This is a genomic window from Salinibacter pepae, assembly GCF_947077775.1.
Classification (GTDB): domain Bacteria; phylum Bacteroidota; class Rhodothermia; order Rhodothermales; family Salinibacteraceae; genus Salinibacter; species Salinibacter pepae.
The window spans coordinates 3,151,772-3,177,971 of the sequence record NZ_CAMTTE010000001.1 but is presented as its reverse complement, the minus strand read 5'-3'; the positions used below and the strand labels follow the sequence as shown (position 1 = coordinate 3,177,971).

General features: G+C 65.8%; 19 protein-coding genes. 8 read left to right on the top strand and 11 right to left on the bottom strand.

Features of this window, described 5'->3' with window-relative positions; translation table 11 throughout:
• The first annotated feature begins 17 nt into the window (after window positions 1-17).
• The gene (locus OJA40_RS13290) at window positions 18-887 is read left to right on the top strand and encodes a sulfotransferase family protein (RefSeq protein ID WP_263810884.1); all 870 of its coding nucleotides are present in this window, start codon (window positions 18-20) and stop codon (window positions 885-887) included.
• Window positions 888-931: 44 nt separating this feature from the next.
• Here the strand turns inward: OJA40_RS13290 and OJA40_RS13285 are convergent, their stop codons facing one another.
• The 3 genes from OJA40_RS13285 to OJA40_RS13275 all read right to left on the bottom strand — a co-directional run bounded on the left by OJA40_RS13285 (window position 932) and on the right by OJA40_RS13275 (window position 3,673).
• Window positions 932-1,717, bottom strand: coding sequence for a sulfotransferase domain-containing protein (locus tag OJA40_RS13285; RefSeq protein ID WP_263810883.1), 786 nt, complete (start codon window positions 1,715-1,717; stop codon window positions 932-934).
• Between the two features lie 176 nt (window positions 1,718-1,893).
• Complete coding sequence (locus OJA40_RS13280; protein ID WP_263810882.1) at window positions 1,894-2,538, bottom strand: SDR family oxidoreductase; 645 nt, start codon at window positions 2,536-2,538, stop codon at window positions 1,894-1,896.
• Window positions 2,539-2,806: 268 nt separating this feature from the next.
• A complete protein-coding gene (locus OJA40_RS13275; protein ID WP_263810881.1) occupies window positions 2,807-3,673 on the bottom strand; it encodes a hypothetical protein in 867 nt (288 codons plus the stop codon).
• A 766-nt stretch (window positions 3,674-4,439) separates the two neighbouring features.
• On the opposite strand from OJA40_RS13275, the gene OJA40_RS13270 reads away from it, so the two are divergent.
• Window positions 4,440-5,987: a hypothetical protein gene (locus tag OJA40_RS13270; RefSeq protein ID WP_263810880.1), complete on the top strand. Its 1,548-nt coding sequence runs from the start codon at window positions 4,440-4,442 to the stop codon at window positions 5,985-5,987.
• A 19-nt stretch (window positions 5,988-6,006) separates the two neighbouring features.
• Here the strand turns inward: OJA40_RS13270 and OJA40_RS13265 are convergent, their stop codons facing one another.
• From OJA40_RS13265 to OJA40_RS13245, 5 genes are all read right to left on the bottom strand, one after another.
• Entirely contained in the window at window positions 6,007-7,353 is a 1,347-nt protein-coding gene (locus tag OJA40_RS13265; protein WP_263810879.1) for a TRAP transporter large permease, read from the bottom strand.
• A gap of 193 nt (window positions 7,354-7,546) precedes the next feature.
• On the bottom strand, window positions 7,547-8,110 hold the full coding sequence (locus OJA40_RS13260; protein ID WP_263791378.1) for a TRAP transporter small permease subunit: 564 nt from the start codon (window positions 8,108-8,110) through the stop codon (window positions 7,547-7,549).
• 184 nt (window positions 8,111-8,294) lie between these two features.
• Window positions 8,295-9,155, bottom strand: a complete 861-nt coding sequence (locus tag OJA40_RS13255; RefSeq protein ID WP_263810878.1) for a sulfurtransferase — start codon at window positions 9,153-9,155, stop codon at window positions 8,295-8,297.
• A 547-nt stretch (window positions 9,156-9,702) separates the two neighbouring features.
• The gene (locus OJA40_RS13250) at window positions 9,703-11,073 is read right to left on the bottom strand and encodes an AAA family ATPase (protein WP_263810877.1); all 1,371 of its coding nucleotides are present in this window, start codon (window positions 11,071-11,073) and stop codon (window positions 9,703-9,705) included.
• 82 nt (window positions 11,074-11,155) lie between these two features.
• Window positions 11,156-11,476 (bottom strand): cupin domain-containing protein, encoded by a 321-nt coding sequence (locus OJA40_RS13245; protein WP_263791386.1) that lies wholly within the window; start codon window positions 11,474-11,476, stop codon window positions 11,156-11,158.
• Window positions 11,477-12,175: 699 nt separating this feature from the next.
• On the opposite strand from OJA40_RS13245, the gene argS reads away from it, so the two are divergent.
• Window positions 12,176-13,864, top strand: a complete 1,689-nt coding sequence (gene argS, locus OJA40_RS13240) for an arginine--tRNA ligase (protein WP_263810876.1) — start codon at window positions 12,176-12,178, stop codon at window positions 13,862-13,864.
• A gap of 60 nt (window positions 13,865-13,924) precedes the next feature.
• Here argS and OJA40_RS13235 read toward each other — a convergent pair whose 3' ends face one another.
• A complete protein-coding gene (locus OJA40_RS13235) occupies window positions 13,925-14,272 on the bottom strand; it encodes a citrate synthase (protein ID WP_263810874.1) in 348 nt (115 codons plus the stop codon).
• 171 nt (window positions 14,273-14,443) lie between these two features.
• On the opposite strand from OJA40_RS13235, the gene lgt reads away from it, so the two are divergent.
• Complete coding sequence (gene lgt, locus OJA40_RS13230; protein WP_263791393.1) at window positions 14,444-15,271, top strand: prolipoprotein diacylglyceryl transferase; 828 nt, start codon at window positions 14,444-14,446, stop codon at window positions 15,269-15,271.
• Window positions 15,272-15,274: 3 nt separating this feature from the next.
• On the opposite strand, the gene OJA40_RS13225 is transcribed toward lgt, so the two are convergent.
• Window positions 15,275-17,308, bottom strand: coding sequence for a tetratricopeptide repeat protein (locus OJA40_RS13225; protein WP_263810873.1), 2,034 nt, complete (start codon window positions 17,306-17,308; stop codon window positions 15,275-15,277).
• Between the two features lie 597 nt (window positions 17,309-17,905).
• On the opposite strand from OJA40_RS13225, the gene OJA40_RS13220 reads away from it, so the two are divergent.
• From OJA40_RS13220 to dnaE, 4 genes are all read left to right on the top strand, one after another.
• The gene (locus OJA40_RS13220; RefSeq protein WP_263810872.1) at window positions 17,906-19,096 is read left to right on the top strand and encodes a DUF819 family protein; all 1,191 of its coding nucleotides are present in this window, start codon (window positions 17,906-17,908) and stop codon (window positions 19,094-19,096) included.
• Between the two features lie 109 nt (window positions 19,097-19,205).
• Window positions 19,206-20,708 (top strand): xylulokinase, encoded by a 1,503-nt coding sequence (locus OJA40_RS13215; protein ID WP_263810870.1) that lies wholly within the window; start codon window positions 19,206-19,208, stop codon window positions 20,706-20,708.
• A gap of 2 nt (window positions 20,709-20,710) precedes the next feature.
• Window positions 20,711-21,853: a xylose isomerase gene (locus tag OJA40_RS13210; RefSeq protein WP_263809123.1), complete on the top strand. Its 1,143-nt coding sequence runs from the start codon at window positions 20,711-20,713 to the stop codon at window positions 21,851-21,853.
• 271 nt (window positions 21,854-22,124) lie between these two features.
• The gene (gene dnaE, locus OJA40_RS13205) at window positions 22,125-25,625 is read left to right on the top strand and encodes a DNA polymerase III subunit alpha (protein WP_263809124.1); all 3,501 of its coding nucleotides are present in this window, start codon (window positions 22,125-22,127) and stop codon (window positions 25,623-25,625) included.
• A 234-nt stretch (window positions 25,626-25,859) separates the two neighbouring features.
• Here dnaE and OJA40_RS13200 read toward each other — a convergent pair whose 3' ends face one another.
• Window positions 25,860-26,171, bottom strand: coding sequence for a hypothetical protein (locus tag OJA40_RS13200; protein WP_263810869.1), 312 nt, complete (start codon window positions 26,169-26,171; stop codon window positions 25,860-25,862).
• Window positions 26,172-26,200: the final 29 nt, after the last annotated feature.

Sequence of the window (26,200 nt, the reverse complement as noted above, 5' to 3'; positions counted from 1 at the left end):
TCTCGCCTTTCGATTCCATGAACCGGGTCAACCTCTTTGTTATCGGCGTGAACAAGGCCGGTACGAGCTGGCTCTACTACCTGCTCGACCACCACCCCGACGTGTTCATGGCGGACGCCAAGGAGCTGTACTATTTCGGCGAGGCGGGCCCCGAGGAAGAGGGCCCAAAAACCCTCAAGGCGTATCACCGCCACTTTCCCTTCGACCAGGACTATCGGTACTTCGGCGACGCCACGGTGATGTACTACAAAAGCGCGGCGACGGCCGACGAAATCCGGGCCTACAACCCGGACGCCAAGCTGCTGGCGATCGTCCGCGATCCGATCCAGCGCCTGCTGTCCCAGTTTCAGTACAACAAGCAGCTCGGCCTTATCGACGAGGCCACCTCCCTGTCGGAGGCGCTCCCTGATCGGAGGTACCTCATCGACACCAGTCACTACGAAGAGACCCTTCCGGCGTACACCGATCGGTTCGGGGCGGATCGGTTCAAGGTCGTGAGCCTGGAGGCGGGACACGCAGATCCGGGGGCGTTCTGGGAAGAGCTTCTGGACTTCCTTGCCCTGCCGCGTGCCCCTCGCCCAGAGGAAAACGATCAGCCCGAGAATCCGACGGGCAGTCCAGCCTTTCGGGCCGTGTATCGCTCTACCGTTCGGCCCCTGCGCCGCCACTTTCCGCAGGCCTATCGCTGGCTGCTCGGAAGCACCGCGGCCCGACAGGCCAAGCTGGCACTCCTTCGTCTTCTGGGGAAGGCGGGGGCCAAAAGCGAAGCCCTCTCCCCCGAGATGGAGGCGCGGCTGCAGAAAGAGTTTGCCCCAACCTATGCCTATCTACGCGACCTCGGGTTCGAGGTGTACGCCGAGGCTCTCGAAGCCCCCTCCGACAGGTAGCCCCAGTCCGCTGAGCCCCGTTCGGAAGAAGACAGGGCGTCTCGTCACCAGTCGTTGTTCTCCTCGTAGCCGAGTTGCACGACCGCATCGCCGGCCAACTCCTTGAAACGAGCCTTTAGTTCGTCGTCGAAGTGCTCCTCCCACTGACTCGTCCGCCCCGATCGAAGGTGCGACTCTTCTTCGACCTCGCCAAAATTGCGCCCGGACAGGTTTTGAAAGCTGTAGTACCGGGCGACGTCCAGCCCGACCTCCACCGCCTCCTCGTGAAAACCGTAGTGCTCGAACAGAGCCTCAAAATGAGAGGCCTCGTCGGCGATCACGTCTTCGTACTTCAGCTCCAAGAAGGCCGGGTCGTCATATTCCCAGCGGAGCATATCCTGAAGGTCTTCTCCGCAGAAGCGCTCCATTTCCAGAATCATCCCTCGCTTCTTCCCCACGCTGTTCAGGGCCTCCCGAAAGCTCTGTCCGTCGTACTGCTCACGGGGGTGGTGGGCCCACTCCTCCTCCGTCCAGAGGTGGTAGTGGTACCCGGATACGACCATGTCTCGGGGGTCCCGGATCATGTGGGAGCCGCGGTACGGCGGAAGGGCCGACCGGTCGATGCGGCTGTGGTCCTGCAAAAACACCTCCGTGGACGGCTTCAGGGCATCCTGCCCGGCCCCCTGAAAGTGAAGGCCGTACTGCCGGGCCACCGTCGACAGCACCCGGGTAAACCAGACGGTGCCGCTCCGGTGGTGACAGCAGTGCACGAGCAGGGCCGGCCCCTCCTCCCCGAACGGGCTTTCGGCAATCAACCGATTGAACTGAACGACACCTTCGTTCAGTAGCATGAGGGCGCCGCCGGGAATGGAATTTTTCGCGGCCTTCCTCAGCGCATCGTATACAGCGTCCGTTGTCATCTCGTCATAGACAGATTAATCGGTGCAGACACGGTTTCTAGAAGGCAAATGGGGAGGATAAACGACAATCTCCCTCTTCTCAAACGGGCCCCTCGCCCCCCGCCGTGTCAGGAAGGCGGGGCTAACGCCTCCGCAATCGGTGTGTCGCCGCCGTACAGCGTGATGGCGTGCCCAATCGTGATGTCCCGATCCAGACACTCGACCACGACCTGTGCCACGTCGGCCCGGGGAATGGGATCGCCCGCATCGGGATCCGTGTCGACGTAGGCCGCGACGCGACCGGTGCCCTCCGCATCCGTAAGACGCGTGGGCCGCAGGATCGTCTCGTCGAGCGACGAGCGCTGGAGCGTGCGGTCGGCGACGTGCTTGGCCACGATGTAGGGCTTGATCGGCCCCTGTCGCGACTCCGGATCGCCGGCGCCGCGCGAGCTGATCATGACGAACCGGCCGATCTCCTTTTCTTCACACGCGCGGACCGCCCGCTCGGCCCCCCAGAGGTCGACCAGGATCGTCTTGTCCCACCCTGTGCTTCCCCCGGCCCCCGCCGCAAAGACGACCGCATCCACCCCGTCGAGGGCCGACGCAAACGCCGCCTCCAGATCCCCAAGCCGCGGCTCGGCCCCACGGCCCCGGATCGCCGCAAATTGGTCCTCAGAGCGAACGACACCGATGGGATCGTGGCCCGCCTCGTTAAGGCGCGGAAGGAGGCGGCGGCCGATGCCGCCGTGGGCACCGATGACTGCAACAGTCATTTTGGGACTGGGGAGGGGTGGAGAAACGGAGAGTACGACGTTCGCCGTACACGGTATTCAGGCTCCCCGGAGATTGTTGCACCCCCGGCATACCGTGGTGGGACGGACTCGCACTCCGGTTCGGCCTGGCCCGCCCACCATGGCCGCTCATTTGCCACGGCGTCGACCCCGTCACAATTTCGGGGAGTCCTACAGGACCGTCAGTGACCGCCCAGCCTGCGCAGGCCATTCCATCATCCTTCGACCCAGAACCGAAGAGAGCTGTTTTCTACCACGTGAGCCCCACTCGGATCATGTGCTGAACGTTCGTCTGGACGTAGCTTCCGCTCAGGGTCGCGGCGTCGATCACGTCCCCGACACTCGACGGCTCTTCCCGGGACCGGCCGTACGCTCGAAACGTGTATCCGGCCATGATCCCTGTGTCCTCCCCGATCAGTTCGGTGAAGTGGGCCTCCAGATTAAGGTCGAGGGTCCGGCGCATCCGTGTTCGCGACGCGCTGATGGGCGCGTCATCCCCAATGGTTCGGGCGGTCTCGTCGTCACCGCTATTCAGGGTCGTGGCCACCGCCGGAACGAGAAGGGCCGATCCCCGGACGTACAAATTGTCTTTAATGAAGTCCGGGCCGACGGGAAGCTGGAGTTGAGCGCCGCCACCGGCCCCGAGCCCCGCGCCGCCGCGATGCAGGTTCGACTGATCCGGATTCCGGGGCTGGAGGTAGCGGTAGTCGAGGTTGATCCGAATCGGGATGTACACGCTGATCGGCAGGCGGAGAAATTCATCGAAGAGCGTTGCATTTCCGCCGAAGAGCGCCTCCGCGCCGATGGTCCGCCGCGTGTCCCGGTCAAACTGCCCCGTTCCCAACCCAGAGGCATAGTCGACCATCAACGAACCGTTTGGCCCGGAGACCATGAGGGCCCGGGCCCCCCCGTCATAGTTGTATCCCCCCGACCCACCGAAGGTAAAGTCCGATGACAAATTGCCGACAGATAGCGCCGTTGGTCCATCATCGTCGTCCTCGTTCGCGTCCGGACGCTGAGCGACCGCCGATGGAGGCGCCGCAATGAGAATTAGACCGGCGAGAAGCCCCCCGAAAAGAACCCGCAAAGTCGCGGCCTCGTGATGTCGCTGCTTCATCGTTCGTGTGGAAACATTTTGTGTGTAACTACGAGGTTGATAGGATCCTTCGAACCAATCGATTGACTTTTCTTCAGCAACTCATTAATTCAGCTAATTGATCAATCAAAGTAAATTACAAAGCTAGACAAGATGTCGTAGTTGAATAGTTCACATGGGGGCTTCTTCAAGGTAGCTCAACCCGGGTAGAAGTGGAGTGTTGGGGGCAATCCTTCAACAGATAATCTACCATAGAGTGAGCACACAGATTTAGACCAGGCTCTTCCAATGCTTCTGGTCCAACCCCCCAACGCCACTCAATGCCCTAGAATCGATTCGCCGGCTCAAAAGGCATGGGCATTTTGTTTTGCTCTACGTGCCGTTCTCGGCCGCCTTGTTGACGTCTCCAGCGGAATAACTTTTTTATCTCGTTTTTTCTTGAGACGTGTCGTCGCACAGGTCTATTGACGAGTGGGAGCGGTGGGGAAGACCCCACTGACCCAACGATCCCCATTCTCTTACCAGAGACAACCGTCTTGCGGCACGAATCTCTTTTCGAAAGTCCATCGTGCTGTCAGCACTATCATGCTGGCAGTAGGAGTCTCTCTCGCCACTCTATTTCTCGTCAGGCTTGCGCATGAACAATCTACAGTGCCCCTATACCGTACGGTGCTTTTTTCTCGCCCTACTGGTGAATCTCTTCCTGCCTAACATTCTCCCTCGGCAGCTCGCCAGCGCGCAGGATGTCCCCTCTAAGGCTTCCTCAGGTGCCCCCGATCTCGGCGTTGTGTGGACTCCTTCTACAGCCCCCGACTCGGCCCTCGCCGCCCTCAACCGCATCGCAGCCACCGGCGCCACGGCCGTCCGGCTGACGCACCTCCCCGCCGATGCGGCAGCAGCTGCGATAGCGACCCAGGCCGACTCGCTCGGCCTCCGCCTGTACGTCGACCTGCCGATGGCGGACGGGTCGGCGCCCCGGCCCGACGAGGCACGGCCCCAGGCCGACGCGTCGCTGGATCGACTGCGTTCGCTCGCCAATCGCCACGCCTCCATTACGCACGTCGGCCTCGCGCGGGGCGCCAGTACGACCGGGGCCCGACGCTGTGACCGGCTGCGTCGCTGGACGGAGCGGATCCACGACGCGTCCGCCTCCCTCCACACCTACTACGTGACGCCATTCGCCCCTGCCGCCGATCGGTGCGCCGACGCCGTCGATCAGCCCCTGGTCGACCTCCGTAGCCACCCGAACCCTTTGGATCGCTGGGAGCGATGGCAGACCCAGACGGACTCGGTGGGGATCGGGGCCCTCGGCACGTGGGTCGACCCGGACGCCGCATCAGGGCTCCGGGTGCCCCACTCCGCGGAACGCCAGGCCCGCTACCTGGAAACCGCCCTGTCTCGGCTTCTCGACTCCACCCGTGCCGCCCCGCCCGTCGTGTTCGTTGCCCGCTGGCAGGACGAGGACGCGTCGCTCCTCCCCTCTCGGCGCTACGGCCTGCACGACGCCGCCGGGACGCCCCGCCCCGCGGCAACGGTGGTTCGGGGACTCTATTCGGGCACCCAGCGCACCTTCGCGTTCCCCGACGGATCGGCCCCGCCGGGCACGTACGGCCTCGTCCTCGTGGGCTGGGGCCTCGTGGCCGTCCTTGGGCTGCTGTACGCCAGGAGCCTGTTCGTGCGGGAGACGGCGGTTCGGTACTTTACGACCCCAGGCTTCTATCGGGACGCGCTTCGGGACGGGCGGGAGGTGTCGTTCGGGGCCAACAGCCTGCTTCTGGGCCTCGTAGGGGGCAGCCTGGGCGTAACAGCCGCCCGCATGGCCCAGTTGGCGGCGGCCCAGCCCGAGACCGAACGTGTGCTCGCCGCCCTGCCCCAGGTCGTTGGAACGGCGCTGGGGCCGGGCCTCGAGCACCCGACGCTGGCTGGGGTCGCCGTCGGCGGGGGGACGCTCGTCCTGCTCCTGCTCTGGACGGGGGCGGGGGTAACGATGGCTCGTCTCGGGACGCGATTCTCGATGGCGCAGGGACTCATGCTCGTGACATGGCCCTGCTGGCCCGTCCTACTGGCCCCGCCAATCGCACTCGCCACCGGTCCCGGCGCCCCACTGTCGCCGTCGCTCTTCGCCCTCGTTCTACTCGGGGGCGGCACCCTGGTCCTGCTCTCGGTGACCCTCCGCGTGCTCTTCGACTACTGGCGGGTAACCGACGCCCCCGCCTGGACGCTCCTGCCCTTCGTCGCCCTGAGTCCGCTCGTTCTTGTGGGCGCGTCCCTGCTCGTCGCGGCGCGGTACGGCGTGTCGCTCTCCGTTCTCTGGCGCCTTGCCGTCTATACCTAGCGCCTCGACCAGGGACCGATCACAGCGCCCAGGTGACCATTTCGGGGTAGAGCGTCAATGCCAGCAGCCCAAGCACCTGAATCACGATGAACGGGACCGCGCCCCGGTAGATCTGGGTGGTGGCCACCTCGCCGGGCGCCACCCCACGGAGGTAGAAGAGCGCGAACCCGAAAGGCGGCGTCAGAAACGAGGTCTGCAGGTTCATCCCCACCATCACCCCGAACCAGACGAGGGCCGCGTCGGCCGTCGCCCCGAACTCCGGCGGCAGCAGCCGGGCGGCCGGCGCCTGCAGCAGCGGAATGATGATGAACGCGATCTCGAAGAAGTCGATGAAGAACCCGAGCAGAAAGATCACGAGGTTGGCCACGATGAGAAAGCCGATCACCCCGCCCGGAAGGTTCGTCAGGAGCCCCTCCACCCAGAAGTCGCCCCCCAACCCCCGAAACACGAGCGAGAAGGCCGTGGAGCCCACGAGCAAGAACATGACCATGGAGGTGAGCCGCATCGTCTCGTCCATCGTCTCGTGGAGGGCATCCATCGACAGGCGCCCGTTGGCCGCGGCGAGGGCCATGGCCCCCACGGCCCCGAGCGCCCCGGCCTCGGTGGGGGTGGCCACCCCGGCGAAGATGCTGCCCAGCACGAGCAGAATGAGCACGAGCGGCGGCAGCATCACGAGAAGCACGCGTTGGGCGAGCCGCCCCGGCGAAATGTCACGGGTGTCGGCGGGCAGGGCCGGCGCCACGTCGGGCCAGAGGAGCGCCACCCCGCCCGCGTACAGGGCGTAGAGGCTCGCCAGGGCCACACCCGGCACGAGCGCCCCGATGAAGAGGTCCCCCACACTGATGCCGAGCTGGTCGGCCAGCACGATCAGCACAATGCTCGGCGGGATGATTTGCCCGAGGGTGCCCGCCGCCGTAATGACGCCGGAGGACAGCTCTTCGGAGTAGCCGTAGCGCAGCATCACGGGCATCGAAATGAGCCCCATCGCTACGACCGATGCCCCCACGACGCCCGTCGCCGCGGCCAGCAGCGCCCCCACGAACACGACGGCGATCGCGAGCCCCCCGCGCACCACCCCGAACAGCTGCCCGATCGTCGTAAGCAGGTCCTCTGCCAGGCGCGACTTCTCCAGCATGGTGCCCATGAAGATGAAGAAGGGCACCGCGAGGAGGATGAAGTTCGACATCACCCCGAAGATGCGGGACGGCATCGCCCGCAGAAGGCCCCAGTTGAGCAGCCCCGCCTGCTCGCCAATAAACATAAATGCGAGCGCCGTCCCGCCGAGGGAAAACGCGACGGGGTACCCGGAAAAGATCAGCAGAAGGGCCCCCGCAAACATCAGCGGCGCGAGAAGATCGGCACCCATGAGAACTTGCGTCGTTATCTCGAACATCTGCGTCAGTGTGCCGCATGAGGCGTGACTCGTGGCTCAGGCCCCACTCGCAATGCCCCCTCCTCCCTCTTCACGCATCACGCGTCGCGGGTCACTTTCTCAGAGGTCGCAGTCGCAGCCAGGGTCCGGCTTCAAGCACGGGCTCTGGCAGCGGCGGAACGCGTCCTCACCCTGCGCGGGGCCGGGACTCGCGATCCACCGGGTCCGTCACCTCGTGGCCGCGGAGCACCGCCACCTTCCGAACAATGAGGGCCACGCCCTGCGCCATCACCAGCAGGAGCGCCAGCGGGATGACGGTCTTGATGGGGTAGCGGGGCAGGCCGCCGGGGTCGGGCGACCCCTCCAGGATGGCCCACGAATTGCTCACGAACGGAATCGACATCCACAGCACCAGCCCGCAGAACGGCAGGAGAAAGCACAGCGTGCCCAGGATGTCGACCCACGCCCGGCCCCGGCGTGAGAGCCGACTGTACAGCACGTCCACCCGCACGTGGTCGTCGTACTCCAGCGTGTAGGCCGCCCCCAGCAGAAAGACGAGGCTAAAGAGGTACCACTGCATCTCGATCCACATGTTGGAGCTCAGCCCAAGGCCCGTATACTTGTCGAGGTAGCGGGCCAGGGCGTTGAACGCACCGACCCCCACCATCGCGAGGGTCAGCCAGTAGAGCAGGCGGCCGATCCGGTCGTTCAGGCGGTCGATGCGGCGGGCCCACCGAAGCCAGCGGTCCATGTGCCGGGTGGCGTTGGTCGTTCGCGGAGTGCGTGGGACACGGCAAGGGTACCGGTTGGCGGCCGCATCCGCAAGCGAACGGGCCCATTTCTGTCCCCAATCCCCCCCCATAACAGAAGGCCGCCCCGATCCGTGGCGGATCGAAGCGGCCCTTGACGGTTCTCGGAACGGGGGACCCCGCGCCCTAGGCGGCCACAGGGTCGGCCCCGGTCTCGATGGGTACGCCCACGAGGTTGCCCCACTCGGTCCACGAGCCGTCGTAGTTGCGGACGCGCGGGTGGCCGAGCAGCTGCGAGAGGACGAACCAGCTGTGGCTCGACCGCTCGCCGATGCGGCAGTAGGCAATGGTCTCTTTGTCGGGCGTGATGCCGCGCTCCTCGTAGATCTCTTTCAGCTCCTCGGCGCTCTTGAAGGTGCCGTCCTCGTTCACGGCCTCGCTCCAGTTGATGTTGTGGGCGCCGGGAATGTGGCCGCCGCGCTGCGCGCCCTCGTTCAGGCCGTCCGGCCCCAGCTTCTCACCGCTAAACTCTTCCGGGGAGCGCACGTCGACCAGCTCCACGTCGTCGCGGTCGAGCGTCTGCTGGACGTACCCGGAGAAGGCGCGGATGGAATTGTCGGGGGCCGAGGCCGACCAGGTGCCCGCCTCGTAGTCCGGCGTCTCGGTGCTCAGGGGGTAGTCCTCGGCGAGCCACTTCTTGCGGCCGCCGTCCAGGACTTTCGTGTCCTCGTGGCCGTAGTACGCAAGCTGCCAGAAGGCCCAGGCGGCAAACCAATTGTCGTTGTCGCCATAGAGGACGATCGTCGTGTCGTCGTCGATGCCCGAGCTGCGCAGCAGCGACTGGAAGTCTTCTTTCGACGCCAGGTCACGGGTCTGCGTGTCGGCCAGCTGTGTTTCCCAGTCCCAGCCCACGGCGCCGGGCACGTGGCCCTCCTCGTAGGCGGAGGTGTCGACGTCCACCTCGACAAACCGCACCTCGGGGTCATCGAGGCGATCGGCGGCCCAGTCGGTGGAGACGAGAACATCGGGATTCGCGTAGGTACTCATGGTTGAAGGATGGTGTTGGGTTGTTGAACGAAAACAAAGGGGGGTTCGGCAGTCGGGATGAGCGCGGGGAGGACGGAGACACACAGGGCCCTTCGTTCACGAGGAGACGCCCGCAGGGGACGCCACAGACACCCTTTCTGTCCAGATGGGAGGCAGGAGCGCTGTGCTCTCTCCTGCTTCAGCCCCACCGGTCAATCCACGCGGGATACAGTCTTGTCCCACCAGGAAGAAGATGCCCGGTGCGAAACGCCCGCATCAGGGCCGGAAAAGGCTCCGGGAGCCGACGTTATCCGCGACAGGACGCACTCATGCCACACAGACACGAACAGAGACACACCGGCGCAGTGAGGGTCCAGGCAGTGGACAAGAGGTGAGAACTGCGCACGTCGGTGTGACGCATTGCATGAACGCGGATGATTCAAAAGACGACCAGTGCCGTCTTTACGAACGACTGCTGGGTAACTTCGAGATGCGTAATTCAAACTCATACGACGGGTTCCGGCACCGCCGGTCCACTCGCGGCCTCCCCGTCGGCTCCACGAAGACGTTACGCTTCGTCGTCGGCGTACTGGTGCGCCCGCTTCACCACGTCCTCGTCGAAGTCGCGCTCCCGCCACTGCGCCAGCCGGTTGGCGACCTGCTCCTCGTACCCCTCTCCGCTCGGATCGTAGAAGTAGGTGCCCTGCATTTCGTTGGGCAGGTACTGCTGCGGCGTGTAGTGCTCGCGGTAGGCGTGGGGGTACTTGTAGCCCTCGCCGTGGCCCAGCCCCTCCTGGTCGCGGCTCGGGTCCTTTAGGTGCTGCGGGATGTCGTCGGTCTGCTCCTCGCGGACGTGGTCGAGCGCGTCGAAGTAGGCAAAGGTGCTGTTGCTCTTCGGGGCCGTGGCCAGGTAGAGACAGCACTCGGCGATCAGGAACTGCCCCTCCGGCATGCCCACGTACTCGAAGCCTTTGGCGACGCTCTGGGCCACCTGGAGCGCCTGAGGGTCGGCCAGCCCCACGTCCTCGGCGGCGAAGATGAGCATCCGACGCAGGATGAAGCGCGGCTCCTCCCCCGCGTAGAGCATGCGGGCGAGCCAGTAGAGCGCCGCGTCGGGGTCGGACCCACGCAGGCTTTTGATAAACGCACTGATGGTGTCGAAGTGCGCATCGCCCTCCTTGTCGTAGAGTACGGCCCGCTGCTGAATCGAATCCTCCGCCACGTCCAGGTCGATCGTGACGGTCCCTTCGGCGTCCGGCGCGGTGGTCTCGATGGCCAGCTCCAGGGCGTTGAGCACCGAGCGCGCGTCGCCGTTGGCCGTGCCGATCAGGTGATCCAGGGCCGCCTCCGTCACCTCCACATCGCGGTCGCCGTAGCCGCGCTCCGCGTCGGTCAGCGCCATGGCCGCCACCTGACGAAGGTGTTCCTCCTCAAGCGGCTCCAGTTCAAAGACGCGCGAGCGGCTCACCAACGCGTCGTTGACCTCGAAGTAGGGGTTCTCGGTCGTGGCGCCGATGAAGGTGACGGTGCCGTCCTCCACGTGCGGCAGCAGCGCGTCCTGCTGGGCCGTATTGAAGCGGTGCACCTCATCGATGAAGAGGATGGTCCGCGTCTGGTGGTGCCGGAGGCGGTTCTTCGCCTTCTGGACCGCCTCCCGGAGGTCGGTGACCCCACTCAAGACCGCGTTGAGGGAGGCAAAGTGCGCCTCGGTCGTCCGGGCGATGATGCGGGCGAGGGTCGTCTTGCCCGTGCCGGGCGGGCCGCAGAAGAGGACGGAGGACACCCGATCCGCCTCGATGGCCCGGCGCAGCAGCTTCCCCTCCCCAATGAAATGCTCCTGCCCCACGAATTCGTCGAGCGTACGGGGGCGCATGCGGTCGGCCAGGGGCGCGCGCTCCTGGCGGGCCTGCTCGGCCTGTTCGTCGAAGAGGTCGGGCATGGGCGATCAACGGGGGGCATTCTGACACGAACAACGCGAGGGCAGGCCCAACCCACTGGGCCGGGCTGCGTTTTCCGGCGGCCTACTGGTAGTCCTCCCGGACCGGGCTGAACACGTCGAGGATCTCGCACTCCGTGACGGCGCGGCCCGAGTGGGGGGTGTCGGGCGGAATGACGGCGACGCGGCCCGGCGTTAGGGTGTCGGTCGTGCCGTCGATCGTAAGCTCGAACTCCCCCGCCACCACGATCGAGATTTGCTCGTGGGGGTGGCTGTGCTCGGGAACCGATGCGCCGGCCTCCACCTCCCAGCTCGTGACGGTCATGTTCTCGCCGTGCAGAAACGCGCCCAGGTACCCGGGCATCTTCTCGGAGCGGTCAAGGGCGTCGAGCGAACGAACGGGCATGCCGGGGCGGCGTGTGAGACTCGGATGTCCAGTGCCCCGTATCAACCGCCCGGCGCCCCAAATCGTTGCGTTCCGTCACGGCCTTGGATGCCAGATCATCTCAGGATCCACATTGTCCGGCGGGATGAAGACGGGCGTGTTCGTCCCCGGCGGCGGCTCCGTGTACGGCAACCTCCCCGGGTCGACATCAGTCGCCTCGAATGTCTTCATCCTGGCCCCTTTGGCAGCAGCGAGAGGAATCGGGGCTCGACGGGAGCGAATCGACGAGGATCCGGCCCGGCTCCTCAAGACGAGTTGCGTGATGTGCCCCCTGCGTGGTCCCTGAGGGAGGCCCAGTTGGGGATTTTCTCTGAAGCCCCTTCGCACAGCCGAGCACGATAAGCACCAATCCAACGAAAAAACGGCGAGCTGAACGATTCGGGATGCGGATGCAGTCAAGGGGCAATGGGCAAGACCTGCTTCTGCGATGAAAACCACCACGTCGCCCAAATTATTATCTCCACGTGAAGAGCGGTGCTGAGCACAGGGGCACCTTTCCCGAGAAACGCCTCGAAGCAATTTTCCGCACCTCCAAACGGACAGCCTCGATCCGTTGCGTCCACAAAAACCCATCGAAACGGCGAGGCGGCCATTTCGGAGCATCCGCCGGTTCTATAGGTTGGGATTGTATCACCGAAACTGTTCATCCATCATGCCCCCATGAAAGACTACCTCCGAACACAGATCCGCCGTGTGCTCGACGCCCTGGGCGACGTGCCGGACGACTTCGAGATCGAGCTTGAGGCACCGGACCGCCCGGAGCACGGCGACCTGGCCACGAACACGGCCCTCCGCCTCGCCAGCGTGCTCGGCGACAACCCGCGGGCCATCGCCGACACCCTGGCGGAGCGGCTGCGGGGGCGCGTCGACCCGGCTCGCATCAAGAGCGTGGAGGTGGCGGGGCCCGGCTTCGTCAATTTCCGCTTCGCGCAGGACTACCTCTTCGACGGGCTCGCCGACCTCCTGGCGCAGGGCGACACGTTCGGGCAGACGGACGCCGGGGGCGGGCAGCGCGCACTGGTCGAGTACGTGAGCGCCAACCCCACCGGCCCCCTCAACGTGGGGCACGGCCGCAACGCGGTCCTGGGCGACACGATCGCCAACCTGTTGGCCTGGACCGGCTACGACGTCACGCGCGAATACTACTACAACGACGCCGGGCGCCAGATGCGCGTGCTCGCCCAGTCGGTCCGGGCCCGCTACGAGGAGCTGGCGGGCAACGTCCCCACCACGACCCTCACGCTCGACGACGACACGACCGTGGAGGTGCCCGAGTCCTTCCCCGAAGACGGCTACCTCGGGCAGTACATCGTGGAGATTGCCCAGGCCCTCTACGACGAGCACGGGGACGCCCTCCGCGCCACCGACGACCTCGCGCCGTTCCGGACGGCCGCGGAGACGGCCATTTTCGGGGACATCGAGTCCACCCTCCGCGCCCTCAACATCGACATGGACGGCTACGCCAACGAACAGGCCCTGCACGACGAGGGGCGGGTCGACGCGGTGCTCGACGGCCTCGCCGACGCCGGCTACACCTACGAGGAGGACGGCGCGCTCTGGTTCAAAACCACCGCGTTCGGCACGGAGGACGACACGGTGCTCGTGAAGCAGACCGGCGAGCCCACGTACCGCACCCCCGACATCGCCTACCACGCCGCCAAGTTCGAGCGCGGCTTCGACCTCATGGTCGATGTCTTTGGGGCCGACCACCACGCCGCCTACCCGGACGTGCTGAGCGCCCTGGACGTGCTCGGCTACGACACGGACCGGGTCGACGTGATTCTCTACCAGTTCGTCACGCTCGTGCGGGGCGACGAGCCCGTCAAGATGAGCACCCGCCGCGCCAACTACGTCACGCTCGACGACCTCATCGAGCAGGTGGGGGCGGACGTGACGCGCTTTTTCTTCTTGATGCGCTCCCCCGATACGCACCTCAACTTTGATCTGGAGCTGGCAGAGGAGGAGAGCGAGAAGAATCCTGTCTTCTACCTGCAGTACGCTCACGCCCGCATCTGCTCGGTGCTCGACAAGGCCGAGGAGGTGGGCTTCTCGCACGACGAGGACGCCGACCTGTCCCTGCTGACGCACGAGGACGAGATCGCCCTCATCAAGGAGCTGCTCCGCTTCCCGCGAGAACTACGGAACGCCGCGGACGCGCGGGCGCCGCACTTCGTCCCCAACTACCTGCGGGACGTGGCGACCGCCTTCTCGCAGTTCTACGACAACTGTCGCATTATTGGGGAAGAGCAAGAACTGGCGTCGGCCCGCATGCGGCTTGCACTGGCCGCAAAGACGGTCCTCAAGAACGGGCTCACGGTGCTCGGCATCTCCGCTCCCCGACAGATGTGAGAACGCCGGACGACGGCGAAAAGAACTGAATCGGTCTTGTCGGTCCCCCGCACGTTCTTCCTACGCTACGACCGGTCGGGAAATGGACGCCCCGTCCAGAATGGTGTCGAGCTCGAGCATCGTCACCGCCCCGTCGAGCAGGGCGTCGAGCCGGAGCACCTCGTCGGAGTCCAGCACGACCGTGGGGTGCCCGTCCACCCGGAGCTGCCACCGACAGTCGCGCTCGCAGTGGTAGACCTCACTCGCCAACGATCGCGTGGTGTCGCGCAGGCCCGGCACGTCCGACGACGCCAGAATCCAACTCGTGCTGCCAAACCGCAGACGGACGCGATCCTGCGTCGTGCGCTCCACGGAGCCGTGGTCGGTCTCGAAAAGGACGGACGTGTCGGACGGGACGGAAGAAGCCATGAGGGGCGGATCAAGGGTCCTGGGGATGCAACTGGCTATTTAGATCGAATCTAAATCGCCGAGGTTTCTGAATCTAGTGCTGGCGCGTGTAAAGGTTAGGCGAAGCCCTGAACGCGACGGGGCGGAATCGCTTGGTACAGTGTCAATTTTTTCACTTCCCCCACCGCTCGCATGCTCCTGCAGATCCACTGGGACGTCGACCCGACGATTTTTCGTTGGGGCATTCTCGCCCCGCGCTGGTACGGCCTTCTGTTTGCGCTGGGCTTCCTGATCGGCTTCTACCTGATGCGGCGCGTCTTTGAGCGGGAGGGCAAGCCGGAGGAGGACCTCGACTACCTGCTGTTTTATCTATTGGGGGGGACGATCCTCGGGGCCCGCCTCGGACACATTCTGTTTTACGCACCGGGCTACTACTTCAGCAATCCGCTCGAGATTCCCATGATCCAGCGGGGCGGGCTCGCCAGCCACGGGGGGCTCATCGGCGTCGTGCTGGCCATTTGGCTTTACTGCCGGCGCCGCGAGGACCAGCCGTTTCTGTGGTTGCTCGACCGCCTGGCGGCGCCCGTGGCCCTCACCGGCAGCCTCATTCGCCTCGGCAACTTCTTCAACTCCGAAATCCTGGGCGTCCCGACGGACCTTCCCTGGGGCGTCGTCTTCGAGCGCGCAGCCCGGGTGCGGCGGGGCATCGAGGCGGTCCCCCTCCATCCCGTGCAGCTCTACGAGTCGATCTGCTACTTCCTCATCTTCGGGCTCCTGTGGCGCCTCTATCAGCAGCAGGGGGCGGAGACCCCACGGGGACAGCTGGTGGGGCTGTTCTTCACGCTGATCTTTGGCGTCCGCATCGTGCTGGAATTCTTTAAGATGCGGCAGATCCACTTCGAGGCGGCACTGCCGATGGGGCTTAGCATGGGCCAGTTGCTTAGCGTGCCCGCCGTGGCGGTGGGCCTGTGGCTGTGGCAGCGGGCCTCCACTCCCTCCTCGTCCCCCACTCGTGCCTGAGCCTCAGTCGTCCCGTGGTCGGTTTCCGTCTCGGGTCCGAATCCCTCGCGTCGTGTCGGCACGCCGGCGGAGCTCCTCGGCACTTATCGAGTCCCCTGCCGCCTTGGTGAGGGAGAGGCCCCGCTCGGTGGCCGTGGCACGCACCGCCGACACCCGCTCCACAAACGCTGAGCGGCGCGGCCGTAGCGCGGCGGCCTGCTGCACGGCCCACCGGACCCCCTCCCAGACATCCATGCCGACATAGGCCTCCGCAAGAAGCGCGTACAGGGCGTGGCTCTCGTCATTGAGGGGCTCGCAGCGCCCCCGAAGCACCCGCCGCGCCTCGGCGTGCCGATTCATTCCCAGCAGGGCCCGCGCCTTCGGCAGGTACAACAGCCAGTACGACTGCTCCTGCAAGAGCGAGTCGGCCCGCATCAAGGCCCGCTCGTACTTCTGCTGCGCCAACAACTGACGGAGCATTTTTACCTCCGGTGGGGCGTACGCGTCGGCCAGGGCACGTGCCCGCCTGAAATCTTTCCGGGCCCTCAACGTGTCCCCCTGCGCCTGCTTGAGCTCTCCCAGCTCGTAATACAGGGGGGCGTACGGCTCCGCCAGCCGTGCAGCCAGCTGGAGGCGGGCGTTTGCGGCGCCGAGTCGGCCGGCCCGCTGGTGGGAACGGGCCTCCTCTGCAAGCCTCAAGGCCCGCTCCGGGACAGTGCCCGGGGCAACCCGGCTGGCCAATCGCCATCGCTGCAAATCATGTAGGAGGGAAACGTCGGTCACCTTTTCGAGCGCTCGGCCCCACGCGTCGGCGAACCGCGTCTGGTCCTCGGCGAGGCGTGCGTTCATCGCCGCAATGACCTCGAAGTAGGGCTGGGGCGCCGCCGGTCGTCGCAGACGGAGGCTTTGCATGATCTCGTCCCCAAAGACCTGTTGTCGCTCGTGAATGTTTTCGTTCACCAAGTCGATAATTTCCCGAAACTCGTTTTCCCATCCTTCCGACTGAAGCCGCTGCTGAATCTCTGCGTAGCGCGGCGTGCGAAGCACTGCCGGGCGGAGCGGACTGACCTGAAGGGTTGAGACAGAAAAGGCGGAATCCGGGGCCACCAGTAGCTGCGTCAGGGCGGCGAGGTAGAGACGGAGCTTCGGGTTCTCGTACGTCCCGCGCAGGAAAATGCGTAGGGTTTCGCGGCGATAGGTGCTGCGGACGTCGGAATGGAGTTGGTCGGCGGAGTGGACGAGGGTTTCGATTCGGTTCTGGACCGGCAGGTCCGTTTCCGCCCTCGCTTCGGCGTAGGAGACCAGAGCCGGCCGGATCGAATCGAGGCGCACGCGAAACGAGTCGAGGCGGGCGAGCCCCGCGGCGTCGGGCTCGGACACAAGGTCCCGCCGTAGCGTCCGAAACCGCGACCGGGCCTCGTCGAGAATCTGAGTGCTGGCGGTGTCGAGAAGCGCCTTCGCCTCGTCTACGAACGAAAACGGCGGGGGTGCGGGGCCGTGGAACGGGCGGAGGGCCCGAATGGCGCGGAGGGGCCTGCCGACGTGCAGGTGCCGCTGCCCCTCCTGATAAGCCCGCCGGAGGAACGGGTACGCTGGGGCGTACTGCTCGCTCAGCGAAAGCCCCCTCGTCGTGTCGATCGTGTGGCGGAACGTGACCGGGGCGAACCAATCAATCCGTGACTTGGGCATCGACATGACCGCAGCACGCGCCCCCTCCTCCTCTCCTCCGACCAGCGTCAGGGTCTCGGGGACGAGTGCCGAGGTGTCCTGCACCGGAGTGATATTCTGCAAGGTTTGTTTGTCGTCGGGGTCGAACGTCCAGTCCCCAGCCGGCCGGACTGCAAAATAGACCCGATCTGACGCCCGGACGACGCTCGTATCTGGCGGGACCGTGCCCTCTTCGTCGGCGTGGCCGATGGTCACCCGCCGCGCGTCGCCGAACACACCGCTCTCCTCGTACAGGAGCTCAACGGGTTGGGCGTGGAGGGGGCCGGTCCCCCCAATGATTCCCGTCATGCAGATCAGAAATGCCCCGAAGAGTCGGTGGTAGGCAATCATAGGTGGGCGCGTGCCGGTGACATCCGTCACTCAATGATGGAAGAAGATGATGGAAGGAGGAGTACAGGATCGGCGTGCCCGCCGAGATCTGCGACCGTGGAATCTGTGCCTTCGTCCGATCGGCCCGAACTCAGCCCGTGCGCTCACTGGGGCGTGCGCTGCAGCGACGGCCACGCTCCCGGGGCCTCCTCCGCCGCCCTGCATTTCGACAAGCTGAACTGTTTCTTGCGCACAAACCTTTGCGGCTTCGTCCACGCATTAAGCAATTCCGCCCCCCACCCCAAACGCAAATGATCGGCTCATCTTTTAGAGGGGGTTCCCTGTGGGGTGTCGCTAATTTTTCCTCGTCCATCCCGATGCCGCACGCATCGTGAAGGGGCCCGACGAGATCGGACACGGGGCTGTCTCGTTTCGGGGCGGCACATTCCGTTCGGCCTCATTCCGGGCTGGCCGCCACGCGGCGGAATACGAGCCCCCCTCCCTTCCGCATCGTGCTCGTCCCAAACGATCTGCCTCCCTTCTGCAGTTGACCCTCTCCTCACGCTGTGCCAGATTGTGTGCGGTTTCGTCACGGTCCCTCCACGAACCTCCTGCCCTGTGTTTACCTCTCCCCTCGTCTCCGAGCCGATGGCGATCATCGCGCTCTTCAGTGCCATCCTCGGCGTCGTCTTCTGGCTGGACTCATTCGAGGCCTTCGAGCCCGCGTTCAAGTACCTCCCGCCGGTCATCTGGGCCTACTTCGTGCCCATGCTGTGCACCACCGCCGGCCTGACCCCGGCCGAGAGCCCGGTGTACGACTGGATGTCGGCCTACCTGCTGCCCTTCTCGCTCTTCCTGCTCATGATCACGGTCGACCTGAAGGCCATCCTCCGCCTGGGGCCGATGGCGCTGTTCATGATGTGCGCGGGCACGCTCGGCATCATCGTGGGCGGACCGGTCGTGTTCGCGCTGTTCGGCCCGTTCTTCGAGGACCCGGTGGCCTGGAAAGGGTTTGCCGCGCTCTCGGGCAGCTGGATCGGGGGCACGGCCAACATGGTGGCGATGAAGCAGAGCTTCGGCACCCCCGACAGCACGCTCGGGCCGCTCCTGGTGGTGGACGTGGTGGCCGGCTACGGCTGGATGGGCGTGCTCATCTTTCTGAGTGCCTACCAGGCCCACTTCGACGACTGGATGCAGGCGGACACGACGGCGATGGACCGCCTGAACGAAAAGATGAAAAATATGGAGGACCAGTTGCGGCCCGTCACCCTGCGCGACCTCGCGTTGATGATCGGCCTCGCCCTCGCCGCGACCGTCGGGGCCAAGGCCATTGCGGGCACGCTTCCTGAGCTCGGCGACCCCACCGCCATCACGACGGACACCTGGGCGATTCTCCTCGTGGTGACGGGCGGGCTTCTGCTCTCGTTCACGCCCCTCCAGGAGATGGAGAACGCGGGGGCGTCCCGGCTCGGCTACTTCGCGCTGTACCTGCTCCTCACGTCCATCGGCGCGAAGGCCGACCTCGCTGCCGTGCTGGATGTCCCGCTGTACCTGCTGGCCGGGGTGCTGTGGATTCTGATCCACATCGCCTTCCTGCTAGCCGCCGCCCGGATGGTGAAGGCTCCCCTCTTCTTCGTCGCCACCGGCAGCATGGCCAACGTGGGCGGGGCCGCCAGCGCCCCCATCGTGGCGGGCGTCTATCTGCCGGCAATGGCGCCCGTGGGCCTGCTGATGGGCGTGGCCGGCTACATTCTGGGCATCTACGCCGCCCTCGGCTGCGGCTGGCTGATCGGGCTCGTGGCGGTATGATCCGCGACGTGCACGACCGTGCCCCGTGCGCCGGTCTCTCATCGGTGGTGAGACCGAAGGCAGGACGGCCCCGAACCACACATCCTCGTTCACCCGCCGTCTTCCTTCCATGCTTCTCGGCTACGACATTGGCAGCTCGGCGATCAAGGCGGCCCTGCTGGATCCGGACACCGGCAACACGGTGGCCTCCACCCGCGTCCCGTCGGACCACGAGATGAGCATGGACGCCCCGCGCCCCGGCTGGGCCGAGCAGCCGCCCGCCCGCTGGTGGCGCCACGTGCAGGCCGCCACGGACGCGCTCCGATCGAGGCCCAACGCCGACCTCCAGGCCGTGCAGGCGATCGGGATCACCTACCAAATGCACGGGCTCGTGCTCGTCGATGAGAATCACGAGGCGCTCCGTCCGGCCATCGTCTGGGCCGACAGTCGGGCGGTGGAGATTGGGAGGAAGGCCTTCGGGGCGCTCGGCACGGACTGGTGCCTGCGCCACCTCCTCAACAGCCCCGGCAACTTCACCGCCGCCAAACTGGCCTGGGTGAAGCGCCACGAGCCGGACGTGTACGACCGAGTCCACAAGGCCATGCTGCCCGGCGATTACCTCGCCCTAAAGCTGACCGGCACCGTCCGCACGACCCCGTCGGGCCTCTCCGAGGGCACGCTCTGGGACGTGCAGCGCCAGGGCCTGGCGGTCGACCTGCTCGACCACTTCGGCCTCGATCCGGACCTGTGGCCCGAGCCGGTGCCCACGTTTTCTGAACAGGGTGCCCTCATCCCCACTGCCGCCGAGACCCTGGGCCTTCCCGAGGGCATTCCCGTGGCCTACCGGGCGGGCGATCAGCCCAACAACGCCTTCTCGCTCAATGTCCTGGAGCCCGGCGAGCTGGCCGCGACGGCCGGCACGTCCGGCGTCATCTACGGCGTCGGCGACACGCCGGCCTACGACCCGCCGTCCCGCGTCAACACTTTCCTCCACGTGAATCACGAGCCGGAGGCGCGTCCCCGCTACGGCACCCTCATGTGCGTGAACGGGACCGGCATCCTCAACCGGTGGCTGCGCGGGACCCTCGCCGGCGCCGACGGCCCCTCCTACCAGGAGATGAACGCGGAGGCCGCCCAGGCCCCCATCGGGGCCGAGGGGCTCACTGTGCTCCCCTTCGGCAACGGGGCGGAGCGCACCTTGGGCAACCGCGACCTCGGGGCGTCGGTGCACGGGCTCAACTTCAACGTGCATGGCCGCCCCCACCTGCTCCGCGCCGCACAGGAGGGCATTGTCTTCGCCCTGCGCTACGGCCTCGACATCATGCGGGAGATGGGCCTCTCCGCCGAGACGATTCGGGCCGGCCACGGCAACATGTTTCTCAGCCCGCTCTTCGCCACCGCCTTCGCCACCCTCACGGACACGACCGTCGAGCTGCTTCGTACCGACGGGGCCGAAGGGGCCGCCCGCGGGGCCGGGGTGGGGGCCGGCCTCTATGCCGCCCCGAGCGATGCCTTCGGGGGCCTGGAGCCCGTGACGACGGTGCCCCCAAACCCCAAACAAGCCCCGGCCTACGCGGAGGCGTACGCCCGCTGGACCGACACGCTCGCTCACCAACTCAACCGCCCGACCTGACCATGTCCGACCCTTCACTCCACAGCCTCTGCCGCTGGACCTTCCACGAGGGCACGGGCCGATTCGTCCCGAGCGGCGTCCGCCCAGCCTGGGGGCCCGACCAGTTCGACACCGTCGACTTCGTCCGTCTGGTACGGAACGAGATTGCGCCGCGCCTGCCCGAGCACGTCGAGCTGGGCGTGGAGCTGCACTACGACAACGAGTATAACGAGGAGAATGCGGCGGACATCGCCGACGCCCTGGACGCGACGGGCCTGAGCCTGGCAATGGTGACACCGGGGGCCCATCTGCACTACGCCTACGGCGGGATCGCGTCGCTTGACCCCGACGAGCGCAAGGCGGCCGAGGCGTTTTCCAGGCGCAGCGTCGAGCTTGCCTACGGCCCCCTCCGCCCCGGCTGGAACGACGACCCGGCCAAGGCCCCCTCCCTCGTCGTGTGGAACGGCTCCTTCGGGTACGACCTCGCCACCCCCGAGCTGCGGCGGATGTACCAGAACCTGAAGGCAAGCCTGGCGACACTGTGCCAGTTTGAGGCGGAGCAGGGCGGGGCCCTCTTCATGACGCTGGAGCCGAAGCCCAACGAAGGGCACCCGGCCCTGCTCCTCCCCACCGTGGCGAGCGCCATCGTCATGTGGTACCGCATCGCGGAGGAGTTCGACGTGTCCCTAGGCCGGAAGGGCATCAACAAGGAGATCGGCCACTCCGAGATGGTGGGCCTCGACCCGGTGCACGACACGATCGAGGAGCTCGACAACGGGATGATGCACCACACCCACCTCAACAGCCAGGGCTACAACGACGGCATCTCGATGGGCGGCCCCGGGCGGTTCGATATCGACCAGGCCGCCCGCATCAACGGACTGAACATCGCCATGGCCCGCCTCATGCAGGACGCCGGCTTCGACCGTTGGAAGGGCCACGACGTGCAGGCCCGTCCCTACGACGACACCAAGCAGGCCCTGGGCCGCGCGGTGCGTAGCATTCTCAGCTGGGAGGCCTGCGAACACGCCGCCCGAAAGCTCGATGCCGACCTGCTGCACGACTTCCTCGCCGGCCGGGAGACGGCCCAGGCCGAAGACCTGATGCGCGAGGCCGTCGTGTCGGCCCAACACTGGTTCGACGACCACTTCGAGCCGATTGCGTAGCCCAGTGGGCTCCTGAACGGTCCCGCCCGGCATGCCGATCTGGCCTCTCCCGCAGACGACCGCGCCCCGGCCGCACAGGGGACCGCTGCGTCGGCGGGCCCCACGGACAGTGTGCCCTCACACCGGCTCGCGAAACGGAGGGGGCCGGCGACGCGCCCTGATGGGAAGACGCCGGGAATCCATTGATTCCCGAGCGGGCGTCATTTTAGTTGGGCACTGGACCTGAAGCCTCTCCGCCCCGGAACCGTCCTCCCTGACGCCCCGCGCTCGTATGCCCAATTTTTCCCACCTCCACTGCCACACGCAGTACTCCCTCCTCGACGGCGCCGCCGGCATTGAGCCACTCATCGAGAGCGCCGAGCGCCGCGACATTCCGGCCGTCGCCATTACCGACCACGGCAATCTCTACGGCGTCCCGGAGTTCTACACCACGGCCCAGAAGTCCGACGTCCAGCCAATCATTGGGTGCGAGTTTTACCTGACGCCGAGCGGCATTCAAGACCAGTCCGACCCGACTCGCTATCACCAGGTTCTCCTGGCGAAAAACCAGACCGGCTACGAGAACCTGATGCAGCTCTCCTCCACCTCCTTCCTGGAGGGCTTCTACTACAAGCCGCGCATCGACCTTGACCTCCTCCGCAAGCACCACGAGGGGCTCGTGGCCACCACCTGCTGCCTGCAGGGCCAGGTGCCGCAGATGATTTTGAACCAGGGCGAAGCGGCGGCCCAGGAAAAGTTTGAGGAGTACCTGGACATCTTCGGGGACGACTACTACATCGAGATCCAGGACCACGACATCGACGACCAGCACACCGTCAACGAGGTGCTGCTGGAGTGGGCCCGGGCGTACGACGTGGAGGTGCTGGCCACCAACGACGTCCACTACGTCAACCAGCAGGACCACGAGGCACAGGACATCCTGCTCTGCCTCCAGACGGGGGACGACTACAACGATCCCAACCGGATGCGCTTCAGCAACGACCAGTTTTACCTGAAGGACTCGGGGGGCATGATGGAGGCCCTCACGGGGATCCCGGAGGAGTTTCAGCGCGAGGCGCTCGTCAATACCAACAAGGTGGCCGACAAGTGCGCGTTCGACCTCCCGATGGGGGACCTCCTGATGCCTCACTACCCCATCCCGGACGGGTTCGAGGACATGGACGGGTACCTGCGCCACCTCGCCTTCGAGCGGGCGAAGGAGCGCTACGGCGACCCGCTGCCTCAGACGGTCGTGAACCGGCTCAACCACGAGCTCGGCATTATCGCCGACGAGGGCTACTCCGGCTACTTCCTCATCGTCCAGGACTTCACGGACGCGGCCCGCGAACTCGACGTGCGCGTGGGCCCGGGGCGCGGCTCCGCCGCCGGCAGCTGCGTGAGCTACTGCCTCGGCATCACCAACGTGGACCCGCTCGAATACGACCTTCTCTTCGAGCGCTTCCTCAACCCGGAGCGCGTGTCGATGCCCGACATCGACATCGACTTCGACGACCGGGGCCGCGAAAAGGTGATCGACTACGTGGTGGAGAAATACGGGCAGGAGAATGTCTGCCAGATCGTCACATTCGGCACCATGGGCGCGAAGACCGCGGTGCGCGACGTGTCGCGCGTACTGGACATCCCGCTGGACCGCGCCGACGAAATCGCCAAGATGATCCCCGACGGGCCGGGCGTGGACCTCGAACAGGCCTTCGACGAGAACCCCGACTTCCGCGCGCTGAAGGACGCCAACAACCCGGAGGTCAGCAAGATGATGCAGTACGCAGAGGTGCTGGAGGGGTCGGTGCGGCATACCGGGGTCCACGCCGCCGGCGTCATCATCGCCCCCGGTGAGATCAGCGACTACGTGCCCGTCTCCGTCGCCAAGAGCAAGGGCGAGGAGGTCGTCACCACCCAGTACGACGGCGACTGGGTGGAGGAGTTCGGGCTGCTGAAGATGGACTTCCTCGGCCTCAAGACGCTCACGCTCATCGAGGACGCCGTCGAGCTCGTCGAGGACACCCGCGACGTGGACCTCAACATCGACGACATCCCGCTCGACGACGAGGCCACGTTCGAGCTCTTCCAGCGCGGGGATACGGTCTCGATCTTTCAGTTCGAGTCGACCGGCATGCGGGAGCACCTCCGCAAGCTGAAGCCGACGGAGATCGGCGACCTGATCGCCATGAACGCGCTCTACCGGCCGGGCCCGATGGAGAACATTCCCACCTACGTGGCCCGCAAGCACGGGCGGGAGGAGGTGGAGTACCCCCATCCGCTGCTGGAGGACATCCTGGAGCCGACGTACGGCATCGCTGTGTTTCAGGAGCAGGTGATGCAGATGGCCCGCGAGCTGGCCGGCTTCTCCCTCGGCGAGGCGGACATCCTGCGCCGCGCGATGGGCAAGAAGAAGGAAAAGCTCATGCGCAAGCAGCGGGAGAAGTTCATCAAGGGGTGCGAGGCGGAGAATGGCATCCCGGAAGACGAGGCGGACGAGCTCTTCGACATCATCAACGAGTTCGCCGGGTACGGCTTCAACAAATCTCACTCAGCCGCCTACTCGCTGGTCGCCTACCGCACGGCCTACCTGAAGGCCCACTACCCGCCGGAATTTATGGCGGCGGCGATGACCAACGAGATGGACAACACCGACAAGCTGTCGAAGGTGCTGGAGGAGGCCCGGAGCATGGGCCTGGAGGTGCTCCCGCCCTCCATTAACCGGAGCCAGTCGCGCTTCACGGTGGAACAGGGCCCGGACGGGGCGTACCGCGTCCGCTTCGGCCTCGCGGCGATCAAGAACGCGGGCGAAAAGGCAATCAACGCTCTGATCGACGCCCGGGAGGAGCACGGCCCGTTCGACTCCATCTTCGACCTCACGAAAAACGTGGACCTCGGCACGGTCAACAAGCGCACGCTGGAGGCGCTCGCCCAAGCCGGGGCGCTCGACGACCTGGAGGGCCACCGCGCGCAGCTGATGGAGATCATGGACAAGGCCGTGCGCTACGGCCAGAAGGTGCAGCACGACCGCATGGCCGGCCAAAACTCGCTCTTCGGCAACGGCGACGCGGGCACCGAGGCGATGCAGCCGGGCCTGCCGGACGTGGAGACCTGGGCCAAGTCGCAGCGCCTGAAGGAAGAGCACGAGGTGCTGGGCTTCTACGTCTCCGGCCACCCGCTCGACGAGTACCGCGCCGAGGCCGACGCCTTCGCCACCGCCCATTTCGGCGAGCCGGACCAGCTCGAACAGGTCATCGAACAGGCCGCCGGGGGCGACGGCCGCAACCGGGGGCCCGTCCGCACCTTCTGCGGGATCATTACCGAGGTGGACCGAAACACCACGAAGTCCGGCAAGCCGATCGCGTTCGCCACGATCGAGGACTTCACCGGCCAGGGCGAGATGGTCATCTTCTCCAGCATCCTCGACCGGGTGCAGCCCTACCTGGAAGTCGACAACGTCGTCCTCGCGAAAGGCAACGTGGAGGTCCGCGGCGGCACCGTGAAGGTGCTCGCCAAAGACCTCACTCCGATGTGGAAGGTGCGCGAGCAGATGGTGAGCGAGGTGATCCTGACGGTGGACCTCGACCAGGTGATGCCCGACGAGCTCCAGACCTTCCGACAGCTCTGCGAACGGACGGAGGGCAACTGCACGCTCTACTTCGACGTGGACGCCCCTGAGCTTCGGGGCCAGGAGCGCCTCCGCAGCCGGGCCTACGTCGTGGAGCCGACCGCCGAGTTCATGCGGGGGGCCCAGCGCATCTTCGGGCCCGATAACATCGCCCTGAAGGGGAACTGAGCGCCGTCTCTTCTTCCTACGGCGTTCGTCCGGGGCGTCGGCCGGTCGGTGGGACAGCCCCCCTCCGCCGTACCGGTCCTGTGTCCTGGACATCCCCCGGTACCCGGACCGCGTAACGGGGGGCGCACGGATCCCCGGCGGTGGCGTGGACCGCCGGATTGGACGGAGCACGGCCCGGCGTTCGAGCCTCTCGACTGCGGGCAGCCCTGCCATTCGCCGCCGCGGCACGGAGGGCTACTCAAGCAATGTGACGGTCGTCGGGGTGGGCTGATTTCCGGTCTCTACGACCTCGACCCGGACCTTTCGGTCGGTGTTCAGAGAGTCAAAAGGAACCTCCAGAAAATTTTTCAGGACCTGCGTCGTGTCTGTGAAGGCGAGCTCCATGGTTCCTTCGTCCGGGACTTCCACGTGAACCTCTCGCGCTTCGGCGTCAACCATGGCAATCGTTCCGTTGTAGGCCTTGGTGTCCGTCGGCGATTCTTCCGCACGTTCACAGCCTGCGACGACAAGCAGGACGATCACAATCCAGACCTTCGAGAGTGACATAACATTGGGCATTTTTGCTTGGAGAGGAA

Coding starts and splice junctions, on each gene's coding strand:
- OJA40_RS13290 (WP_263810884.1), top strand. CDS start 18: ATGAACCGGGTCAACCTCTTTGTTATCGGCGTGAACAAGGCCGGTACG.
- OJA40_RS13285 (WP_263810883.1), bottom strand. CDS start 1,717: ATGCTACTGAACGAAGGTGTCGTTCAGTTCAATCGGTTGATTGCCGAA.
- OJA40_RS13280 (WP_263810882.1), bottom strand. CDS start 2,538: ATGACTGTTGCAGTCATCGGTGCCCACGGCGGCATCGGCCGCCGCCTC.
- OJA40_RS13275 (WP_263810881.1), bottom strand. CDS start 3,673: ATGAAGCAGCGACATCACGAGGCCGCGACTTTGCGGGTTCTTTTCGGG.
- OJA40_RS13265 (WP_263810879.1), bottom strand. CDS start 7,353: ATGGGTGCCGATCTTCTCGCGCCGCTGATGTTTGCGGGGGCCCTTCTG.
- OJA40_RS13260 (WP_263791378.1), bottom strand. CDS start 8,110: ATGGACCGCTGGCTTCGGTGGGCCCGCCGCATCGACCGCCTGAACGAC.
- OJA40_RS13255 (WP_263810878.1), bottom strand. CDS start 9,155: ATGAGTACCTACGCGAATCCCGATGTTCTCGTCTCCACCGACTGGGCC.
- OJA40_RS13250 (WP_263810877.1), bottom strand. CDS start 11,073: ATGCCCGACCTCTTCGACGAACAGGCCGAGCAGGCCCGCCAGGAGCGC.
- OJA40_RS13245 (WP_263791386.1), bottom strand. CDS start 11,476: ATGCCCGTTCGTTCGCTCGACGCCCTTGACCGCTCCGAGAAGATGCCC.
- argS (WP_263810876.1), top strand. CDS start 12,176: ATGAAAGACTACCTCCGAACACAGATCCGCCGTGTGCTCGACGCCCTG.
- OJA40_RS13235 (WP_263810874.1), bottom strand. CDS start 14,272: ATGGCTTCTTCCGTCCCGTCCGACACGTCCGTCCTTTTCGAGACCGAC.
- lgt (WP_263791393.1), top strand. CDS start 14,444: ATGCTCCTGCAGATCCACTGGGACGTCGACCCGACGATTTTTCGTTGG.
- OJA40_RS13225 (WP_263810873.1), bottom strand. CDS start 17,308: ATGATTGCCTACCACCGACTCTTCGGGGCATTTCTGATCTGCATGACG.
- OJA40_RS13215 (WP_263810870.1), top strand. CDS start 19,206: ATGCTTCTCGGCTACGACATTGGCAGCTCGGCGATCAAGGCGGCCCTG.
- OJA40_RS13210 (WP_263809123.1), top strand. CDS start 20,711: ATGTCCGACCCTTCACTCCACAGCCTCTGCCGCTGGACCTTCCACGAG.
- dnaE (WP_263809124.1), top strand. CDS start 22,125: ATGCCCAATTTTTCCCACCTCCACTGCCACACGCAGTACTCCCTCCTC.
- OJA40_RS13200 (WP_263810869.1), bottom strand. CDS start 26,171: ATGTCACTCTCGAAGGTCTGGATTGTGATCGTCCTGCTTGTCGTCGCA.